The sequence below is a fragment of the Oceanicaulis sp. UBA6590 genome, from assembly GCF_002433705.1.
Classification (GTDB): Bacteria; Pseudomonadota; Alphaproteobacteria; order Caulobacterales; family Maricaulaceae; genus Oceanicaulis.
This window is the reverse complement of record NZ_DJIQ01000019.1, coordinates 1-9,237: the sequence shown is the minus strand read 5'-3', so window position 1 is coordinate 9,237 and position 9,237 is coordinate 1. Positions and strand designations below refer to the sequence as shown.

Annotated in this window: 8 protein-coding genes and 1 tRNA gene; 7 read left to right on the top strand and 2 right to left on the bottom strand. The window is 62.6% G+C overall.

Going from position 1 to position 9,237, the window contains the following annotated elements:
- The 4 genes from B2Z70_RS03690 to B2Z70_RS03675 all read left to right on the top strand — a co-directional run.
- Positions 1–582 (top strand): ClpB D2-like domain containing protein (locus B2Z70_RS03690; RefSeq protein WP_292981118.1); only part of this gene is annotated, 582 nt, incomplete at its 5' end.
- A gap of 100 nt (positions 583–682) precedes the next feature.
- Positions 683–2,092: an alpha/beta hydrolase gene (locus tag B2Z70_RS03685; RefSeq protein ID WP_292981115.1), complete on the top strand. Its 1,410-nt coding sequence runs from the start codon at positions 683–685 to the stop codon at positions 2,090–2,092.
- 191 nt (positions 2,093–2,283) lie between these two features.
- On the top strand, positions 2,284–4,689 hold the full coding sequence (gene lon, locus B2Z70_RS03680) for an endopeptidase La (protein ID WP_292981112.1): 2,406 nt from the start codon (positions 2,284–2,286) through the stop codon (positions 4,687–4,689).
- 174 nt (positions 4,690–4,863) lie between these two features.
- The gene (locus tag B2Z70_RS03675) at positions 4,864–5,292 is read left to right on the top strand and encodes a MarR family winged helix-turn-helix transcriptional regulator (RefSeq protein ID WP_292981109.1); all 429 of its coding nucleotides are present in this window, start codon (positions 4,864–4,866) and stop codon (positions 5,290–5,292) included.
- Here B2Z70_RS03675 and B2Z70_RS03670 read toward each other — a convergent pair.
- On the bottom strand, positions 5,289–5,891 hold the full coding sequence (locus B2Z70_RS03670; protein ID WP_292981106.1) for a peptidylprolyl isomerase: 603 nt from the start codon (positions 5,889–5,891) through the stop codon (positions 5,289–5,291). The genes B2Z70_RS03675 and B2Z70_RS03670 overlap by 4 nt on opposite strands.
- A 248-nt stretch (positions 5,892–6,139) precedes the next feature.
- Here B2Z70_RS03670 and B2Z70_RS03665 point away from each other — a divergent pair, with 248 nt between their 5' ends.
- The 3 genes from B2Z70_RS03665 to B2Z70_RS03655 all read left to right on the top strand — a co-directional run bounded on the left by B2Z70_RS03665 (position 6,140) and on the right by B2Z70_RS03655 (position 7,752).
- Positions 6,140–7,306: a bifunctional chorismate mutase/prephenate dehydratase gene (locus B2Z70_RS03665; protein ID WP_009800993.1), complete on the top strand. Its 1,167-nt coding sequence runs from the start codon at positions 6,140–6,142 to the stop codon at positions 7,304–7,306.
- A 25-nt stretch (positions 7,307–7,331) separates the two neighbouring features.
- A tRNA-Val gene (locus B2Z70_RS03660) sits at positions 7,332–7,407 on the top strand.
- Positions 7,408–7,536: 129 nt separating this feature from the next.
- Entirely contained in the window at positions 7,537–7,752 is a 216-nt protein-coding gene (locus B2Z70_RS03655) for a hypothetical protein (protein ID WP_009800992.1), read from the top strand.
- On the opposite strand, the gene B2Z70_RS03650 is transcribed toward B2Z70_RS03655, so the two are convergent.
- Complete coding sequence (locus B2Z70_RS03650) at positions 7,749–9,050, bottom strand: glucuronyl esterase domain-containing protein (protein WP_292981101.1); 1,302 nt, start codon at positions 9,048–9,050, stop codon at positions 7,749–7,751. The two genes, B2Z70_RS03655 and B2Z70_RS03650, sit on opposite strands and share 4 nt — an antisense overlap.
- Positions 9,051–9,237: the final 187 nt, after the last annotated feature.

Here is a 9,237-nt window from a genome sequence, read left to right as displayed (position 1 = left end):
CAGGAATTCCTGCAGGTGGACACCACCAACATCCTCTTCATCGTGGGCGGCGCTTTCGCCGGCCTTGAAGGCATCATCTCCCAGCGCGGCAAAGGCTCCGCCGTCGGCTTTGGCGCCGATGTGCGAGACCCGGACGCCCGCCGTCAGGGCGAAGTGCTGGCCGAGGTCGAGCCTGATGACCTCACCAAGTTCGGCCTGATTCCGGAATTCGTCGGTCGTCTGCCGGTGATCGCGACGCTGGAAGATCTCGACGTGGCGGCCCTGGTGCAGATCCTTACCGAGCCGAAGAACGCTCTCGTTAAGCAGTATCAGCGTCTGTTCGAGATGGAAGGCGTGGGCCTGTCCTTCACCGAGGATGCGCTGACTGCGATCGCGGAGAAAGCCATCAACCGCAAGACCGGCGCCCGCGGTCTGCGTTCGATCATGGAGGGCATCCTGCTCGACACCATGTTCGATCTGCCCAGCCTTGAAGGCGTGGAAGAGGTGGTGGTCAACGCGGAAGTCGTTACGGGCGACGCCACTCCGCTCTACATCTACGCCAAGTCCAAGGGCGAGGCGGCGACTCCGAAGCAGGGCGCCTAGAAACGCGTTACCGGAAGTTAATTCGCTTCCCGATTGCACTGATCCATATGCTCAAGGGCCGCTCCATCATGGAGCGGCCCTTTTGCCATAGGGGGCGGGAATGAGGCGTTTCATCATCGCGGTGCTGGCGGGCGTTCTGGGTTTGCCGGGCGTGAGCTCGGCGCAATCGGTCTTGCCGAGATTTGAAACCGTGGAGGAGGGAGCCCCTTTTCCTGTCGATGTGAACGGGCCGCGCTATCAGCGCGGCTTTCTTGTGATCGCACAGAGCGAAGCCCCCGAGGATCACCTTGAGCTGAGGCTGCCTGTGGTGATCGTGCGGGCGCAGGCGCCTGTCCCGGAGCGCGCGCCGGTTCTCTTCCTTCCGGGAGGACCAGGTGTGGGCGGTTTGTCCGCAGCGCTTTATCCTGGCGCCTATCCTTGGAGCGCGGAGCGCGACTTCGTCATACTGGGGCGTCGCGGCACGCGCCATGCAGAACCTTCCCTGCGTTGCGAGCCCATCGGACCAGCGCTTGTGAGCCGCAAACCGGGGGCCCGGGCCCGCCTTGAGCAGGTCATTGCCGAGTGTCAGTCCGCTCTGGAGGCGCAGGGTGTGCGACGAGAGGCTTACAACACGGCCGCCAGCGCCTCTGACATCGAAGCCCTCCGCGAGGTTCTGGGTTACGAGCAATGGTCGTTCTTCGCGCTCTCATACGGCACGCGACTGGCGCTGACCTATGCGCGGGACTATCCGGAGCGAGTCCAGTCAATGGTTCTGGATTCGCCCCTGCCGCATGGGGTCCAGTTTGATGACGCCTATCCAGGTCACCTTGAAGCGTCCTTGCGACGTGTCGCGCAGCTGTGCGCTCAGAGCGACGACTGCAACTCGGCTTATCCAGACCTTGAGACGCGTTTCTTCGGCGCGATAGACGCCGCGCCGCGGCAATGCGGAACTGAGCGTGTTTGTCAGCGCCATATCGTCAACAGCGTCCCGCTTTCAAGCGCTTCCGACCTGCAGCGCGCGCCCCGGCTGATGGATGAGGCGACGCGGTTGGAAACGGGCGGCGAGGGCGTGGCCTATGCCTCTGACTTTGACTGGGGCGTGCGTTTGTCGGTCTGGTGCAGCGAGGCTTTGCCCTATGCGCAGCGTCGCAATGGCCCGCTTTCGGACAGTTTCGCTGGCCTGGACAGCGCGGTTTTCACCCCAGAGACCTGCGCCTTATGGGATGTGCCCGCACGGCCTCAGACAGAACTTCAACAGACGGTCAGTGAGGCGCCCACGCTCATTCTGGCGGGCGAACTTGATGCTTTGACGCCGCCGAGCTGGGCCTACGAAGCGGCACGCGGTCTGGAGCGAAGTGGTGTGATCATCCTTCCTGCCGGTTTTCATACTGAAACGACCAATTGGGATGGCGATGGCTGCGCTTTGTCACTGGCTGCTAGATTCTTTTCATCATCCGGTGAGATGCTGGGAGAGACCGGGCCGCCCGCATGCGTGGAGGCGCGATCCGCACCCGAGTTCGAGCTGCGCTGACGCTGGAACTGTCATGGGCGCTGAACCGCAGGCTTGAAGCCACAAGGCGCCGCCTCCACTTGTCTAGGCACGCAAACACGGCGAGGTTCGGCTTGATGAGCGGGCCTGGTCGTGAGGCCGACGCCGCAAGGGTCGGCGTGGTTGAGTTGCGCCCCGGGAGCGGGGGTGACCCGGCCCATTGGAGAATGACTATGAGCGAAACAAAAACGCTTCCCCTGCTGCCGCTGCGCGACATTGTCGTGTTCCCGCACATGATCGTGCCCCTGTTCGTGGGCCGTGAGAAATCGGTGCGGGCGCTCGAAGAAGTCATGCGCGCGGACAAGCAGATCCTGCTGGCGACCCAGAAGAACGCCGCGGATGACGACCCGGCCCATGAGGCGGTCTATACGGATGGCGTGGTTGCATCCGTGCTGCAGCTTCTCAAACTGCCCGACGGCACCGTGAAGGTGCTGGTCGAGGGCGGTCGCCGCATGACGATCACCCGCTTTCTGGACAACCAGGCGTATTTCGAGGCCGAAGCCGAGCTGGTCGACGAGCAGGTCGCGGACCCGGCCGAGGTCGAGGCGCTGATGCGCGCGGCGGCCGAGAAGTTCGAGGATTACGTCAAGCTCAACAAGAAAGTGCCGCCCGAGGCGCTGTCTGCAGTGGGCGAGATTTCCGACGCCGCCAAGATGGCCGACACCATCGCCGCGCATCTGTCGGTGAAAATCTCCGAGAAACAGGAGCTGATGGCCAACTCCAATGTTGCAGAGCGCCTTGAGAAGGTGTTCGCGCTGATGGAAGGCGAGATCAGCGTGCTGCAGGTCGAGAAGAAGATCCGTAACCGCGTCAAGCGGCAGATGGAGAAGACCCAGCGCGAGTATTATCTGAACGAGCAGATGAAGGCGATCCAGCGCGAGCTGGGCGAGGGCGATGACGGTCGCGAAGAGCTGACCGAGCTCGAGGAAAAACTCGCCGAGACCAAGCTCAGCAAGGAAGCGCGCGAAAAAGCCGAGGCCGAACTCAAGAAGCTGCGCCAGATGAGCCCCATGTCGGCGGAAGCCACAGTGGTGCGTAACTATCTGGAATGGATGCTGGCGCTGCCCTGGGGCAAGCGCAAGCGCCTGAAGAAGGATCTGGGTCAGGCCGAGCAGGTGCTGGACCGCGATCACTTCGGCCTTGAGAAGGTCAAGGAACGCATTGTCGAGCATCTCGCGGTTCAGACCCGGGTGAAGAAGATGCGCGGCCCGATCCTGTGCCTTGTCGGCCCTCCGGGCGTGGGCAAGACCTCGCTGGGACGCTCCATCGCGGAAGCTACGGGACGCGAGTTCGTGCGCGTGTCGCTGGGCGGCGTGCGGGATGAAGCCGAGATCCGCGGCCACCGCCGGACTTATATCGGCTCCATGCCGGGCCGGATCATCCAGTCGCTGAAGAAGGCCAAGTCCACCAACCCGATCATCCTGCTGGATGAGATCGACAAGCTGGGCGCGGACTATCGCGGCGACCCGGCCTCGGCGCTTCTTGAAGTGCTCGACCCGGAACAGAACTCCACCTTCAACGATCACTATCTGGAAGTGGATTACGACCTGTCCGACGTGATGTTCATCACCACGGCGAACACGCTGAACCTGCCGCAACCGCTTCTCGACCGGATGGAGATTATCCGGATCGCGGGCTATACCGAGGATGAGAAGATCGAGATTGCGCGCCGTCACCTCATCCCCAAACAGCTCAAGACCCATGCGCTGAAGGAGAGCGAGTGGACGGTCGAGGACAGCGCTCTGCGCGACCTGATCCGTTATTACACGCGTGAAAGCGGCGTGCGGAATCTGGAGCGCGAGATCGCGCGTCTGGCGCGCAAGACCGTGCGCAAGCTGGTGGCGGGCGATACCGACCATGTGACCATCAACTCGGACAATCTTGATGATTTCGCCGGGGTGAGGAAACACCGTTTCGGTGAAACCGAAGCCGAGGACAAGGTCGGCCTGGTGACGGGCTTGGCCTGGACCGAGGTGGGCGGCGATCTGCTGACCATTGAAGCGGTGCAAATGCCCGGTCGCGGCAAGATGACCGTTACGGGCAACCTCAAGGATGTGATGAAGGAATCCATCTCTGCGGCGAACTCGTTCGTTCAGAGCCGGGCCCCGACGCTGGGGATCAAGCCGACTGTGTTCCGCACGACCGACATTCACGTACACGTGCCTGAGGGCGCGACGCCGAAGGATGGTCCGTCTGCGGGCGGCGCGATGATCACCGCGATTGTCTCTACGCTGACCGGCGTGCCGGTGCGCAAGGATGTAGCGATGACAGGTGAGATCACCCTGCGGGGGCGTGTCCTGCCGATTGGTGGTCTGAAAGAGAAGCTGCTGGCGGCTCTGCGCGGCGGCGTGAAGACTGTCCTGATCCCGAAGGACAATGAAAAGGATCTCGCCGAGATCCCGGACAATGTCAAAGAAGGGCTCGAGATCATTCCAGTCGAGACCGTCGAGGAGGTTCTCAACACGGCCCTGGCCGAGCCGATCAAGCCGGTTGAGTGGACAGAAGCGGAGGCCGCTGCGCTGGCGGCCTTGCCCGGATCGACGGAAGTCAGCGGCGGCGGGGAACAGCGCCCGCACTAGGTCCGCGCATTACACAAGATCAGGCCCCGGAGCATGCTCCGGGGCCTTTTCTGTTGTGAGTCTGGAAAGTTTAGACGTTTAGCGACTTGGCTTTCCTGACCAAACTGGGATAGCGATAAATATGTATATACGCCTCCGCCCGAGCGGGCGGAGTGATGAATTCAGAGTGAGTGAATGAGCGACACCAGCCCCCGATTGTATTCCGCCGTGATCAAGACCGCCGAACGCCTGCGTCAGGAAGCGGATTCCGTGGTGATCGAGGCGGCGGGTCTTACGGTGGCTCAAGCGGCGCTTCTGGGTGTTGTGCTACGCGATCCCGACGCCACCCAGAGCGATATCGCCGTCCGGCTTGAACTGTCTGAGCCGGCCGTGACCCAGATGGTCGCGCGGTTGCAGCGCGAAGGTCTGATCGAACGCACCCGCGACGCCAGCGACCGTCGTCGTTGGCGCCTGAAAGTCAGCGAGGAAGGTGTCGAGAAGGCCGACCGCGCCAAGTCAGCCTTTGAATCGGTCAATGCCCGGCTCGAGAAGATGATGGGGGAGGCGGTCGCCCACGACGTGGCGGCGCGACTGACAGCCCTTCGCCAGGACCTCAAGAACTAGTCAGTCTGTTGGGTCTCATCCAGAATCCGGACGGTTTCGATCCGGATGGGCTCTGAGATGAATTGCGGATAGGGGAAGTCAGCCGGCGCCCGCTCCAGGCTGGCCGGGCTCATCCAGATCCGTTCCACCACGTCCATGCCTTCAGTCACCGCGCCAAAGACCGCATAGCCCGCTTCATCCGGATTGCGCCCGTCCGGTCCGGCGTCCAGGCCGGGATAGTCATTGACCATGATGAAGAATTCGGTGGTCGCTGTCCCGACTCCGTCCCGCGCCATGGAGATGGCGCCGCGATCATGGGTGAGACCGGTCTCAAGCGTGCTCTCATGAGCAATGCCTTCCGCGTCCGCAAGCCCGTCAAAGCTGTGCCCGCCCTGGATGAGGTTCATAGGCGCAATGCCTTCGCGCTCATTGTCGTCGCGCACGGTGCGATAGAAAGAGCCGTCATCGAAATTGCCGGCCTCGGCATGGGCGATGAAGTTGGCGACGGTGACAGGCGCGGCCGTCTCATTCAACGCGACGACAATCCGTCCTTCTGATGTTTCAATCACGGCTTGGGGCTGGCTGATCAGAAGGGCGGCGGCGGTAAGAGCGGTCAGCATTGTATGACGGTCCTGACTGTGAGTGAGCCGCTATCGGGCGGTGTTGCGCCCGGAATGTCAATTGTCCGGGCAATAGGACTTGACCGAAGCTCACAGACAGTTTCATGCTGCATCGCATGATGACAGCAAACCTCTTTTTCTTCGGCGGCTATTTCTATCGTCCCCACGGGGCCGGTTGACGCTGCTTGCTTGCAAGAAAAAGTCACCAGCCCCGCCCGATGGCGGGGTTTTTTATTGGAGAAACGGCAATGAGCCCGACCAAGACCCATGATGAACGCCAGATCCTGCGTCAGGCCATTGATGCGACGGATTCCGAAATCCTGAAAACGCTCGCGGAACGGCGACGGCTGGTCGAAGCGCTGGTCGCGCTCAAGGCCGGAGATCAGAGCCCCGTTCGCGATACTGACCGGGAGCGCGCGGTCATTGAACGCGCAGTGGCCAAAGGGCGGGAGCTGGGGCTGGCTGACAGTTTTGTTGAAACGCTGTTCCAGGCCATCATCGATGACTCCCTGCGCCGTCAGCGCGCCAGCCTGGATGCGCGCGCGGGCGATGTCATGCTGACCGAGGCGCGCGTCGCCTATCTCGGGGGGCCGGGCTCTTACTCCCAGTTTGCGGCCAATGCGCATTTCTCCGGTCGGTACTCGGGCGTTGCGCCGGTGATCAAGCGCGACTACGCCGCCATCTTCAAGGCGCTTGAGGATGGCGAGGCCGATTACGGCTTTCTGCCGATCGAGAACACCGCCACGGGCGGGGTCAACGAGGTCTATGACCTTCTGCGCGACTCCAATCTGAAAATCGCCGGAGAGCACCATATGAAGATCCAGCACGCGCTGATGGGCAAGGCGACGGATCTGGGCCCCGTGCGCACGGTCTACGGACATCCGCAAGCCCTGCGACAGGCGCAAAGATGGCTCAATGCCCGCACGGACCTCAAGAAGATACCGGTCACATCCACCACGCGGGCGCTAGAGCGGGCGCTGGATGAGGGCCCGGCTGTCGCAGCTGTTGCGGGCCCGGATGCCGCGCGCCTGTTCGGTCTGAACCTGATCGAGCCCAACATCTCTGACTTTGAAGGCAATGAGACCCGTTTCGTGGCGCTGGCGGTCGATCCTGCGCCGGCGTCGCCGCTCCTGCCGTGCAAGACCTCACTGGTTTTCATCACGTCGGATGCGTCAGGCTCTCTTGTGGATGCGCTTGATGGCTTCCGTCAGCATGGGGTGAACATGACCAAGCTTGAAAGCCGCCCGGTTCATGGCGCGCCCTGGGAGCAGATGTTCTTCCTCGATCTGGAAGGCCATGAAGAGGACAAGGCCGTGGCCAAGGCGCTGGAGCACCTGGCCGGTCATGCAAAATCTGTACGGCGCTTCGGCTCTTACGGCTCTGACCGCTTGAAGCCGACCCAGCTTGAAGGCTAAAAGGGCGGCCCTTCGAGTCGGATGCGGGTGGTTAGCTCAGCTGGTAGAGCAACTGGTTTACACCCAGTAGGTCGGCGGTTCGACCCCGTCACCACCCACCACCGGCCCGGACTTCACGTACAGGAACCAGAGTGTCGGGACATTTCCCCATTGCCGCCGTCGCGCGGCTCGGACAGTCTTTCCGATCAGTGCAGCGGGCCTGGGCCCGCTCATCCGGGGAGTGCGCCTGAATGAGTCCCTTTGAAGCGTTCAAGGCCGCCCATGCTGGCGAAGACTTCGAGGACTACGCGGCCTTCGTGAAGGCTATGGATGAGGCGGGCCTTGAGGGCGAGGACCGGCAGAAGGCGTACTCCGCCTGGCGCCTGGGATGGAGCCGGGCCACGCTGGGCGATGAAGGCGCGGAACTCAAGGAAGTACGTGAAGGCCGGATCAAACGCTGGCTTTAGGGCTCAGGCCCGGACCTTGTTTGAAGCTGCGCGTCCAGAAACGCCAGAAATGCGTCCCAGTCCTCGCCCCGCACGCCGTGGGTTGCGGGCCGGATATGATAGGCGATGTGACCACTGACATCGATTTCGTCTAGGCGCGTCTGGTTCAGCCCCTCCACGTCATAGAGCGACCAGACCGGGCTTGCGGCTTCGGCTGCGCGCCAGGCGCCGGCCGGATCGGACCAGACATCCCGCCAGCTATTGCCCAGCAGTACGCTGCGCGGTGCGATCAGCGCCAACAGATAGTGCGCGTCGAGCGGCAGTGCGTCTTCGCGATCGGCATAATCGGCATAGCCGGGCACGAACCAGTGCGGATATCCCTCGGTGATGGAACCGATCGGTTCTCCCAGATTGTCCCGGTGGAGCGATGCGCCGCCCGTGCCGGATTGATGGGCGAGGATGACGCTGAAGCGTTCATCCCGAGCGCCGGCGAGGAGCGCGGCCTTGGCCCGGCGGGAATGCCCCATGACGGCCAATTGTTCTGAATCGATGGCCTCTTCAGTTTCAAGCACATCCGCCACGCGGCTCATCATCCAGGCCCAGACGCCGATCACGCCCGGACGGTCTGGCGCGGCCGGGTCCAGACCCAGCGACCTCAAGGTCTCGGCGTGAAGGCTGGCCCGATCGGGCGCAATATCGCTCTCATGCCAGGCAGCGACAGCGTAGCCACGGCGCAGAATCCGTTCGAGGGGCGGGCTGACGACATATTCGCCAAAAAAGCTGCTGGCGTACTCCTCCAGCCTTGAACCAGAGGGTTCGCAATAGGAGGGGACCGGATTGCGGTTGGGCGGAATGTCCGAGCGTCGCAATTGCGCCTGCAGCCCGCAATCACTCGGGATCAGGATGACCGGCGCGGCCTCAGTCGATGAATTGGGCAGGACGAGCGCCAGATCGATAGCGCCTTGCCCGTTGCCGGGCAGGGTGATCGAGAGCTTCAGCATTTCAAGCCGTCCCGCGCCATTATAGGCATTCGCATCAATCAATCTGTGTTCAGTGACGCGAACCTCTCCCGGCGGCAGCGGCGCGCCATAAAGCGTTTGCGAGATGAGCAGATCGACGTCAGGGCGCGCTTGCAGCCAGCCAGACAGACCGTCATCCACGCCGGGCAAGGGCGGTTGGGCCTCAGGACCGGCGCCGGTCGGGCTGGCGGTCATCATGATGTAGCGGACCGGGCTGCAGGAGACAGCGAGACCGACCAAAAGCGGCAGCAGGAGCGCCAGGAAAAGGATGGTGCGAAGCAGGGGGCGTGATCGTCTCATAAGCCCAACTTAACGCTGCCGTTCCGTCCCTGCGAGCGGCTTCACGCGGCTGTGATTTTCCCACAGCGAGGCGCTGCACTTGCTGGCAAAACCCGCTTGACCGTCGTGCGGAGCGCCTTTAGACACACGCTTCCTGACGCGGCGATGCGCCGCGCATGATCTGAGCGGGTGTAGCTCAGTTGGTTAG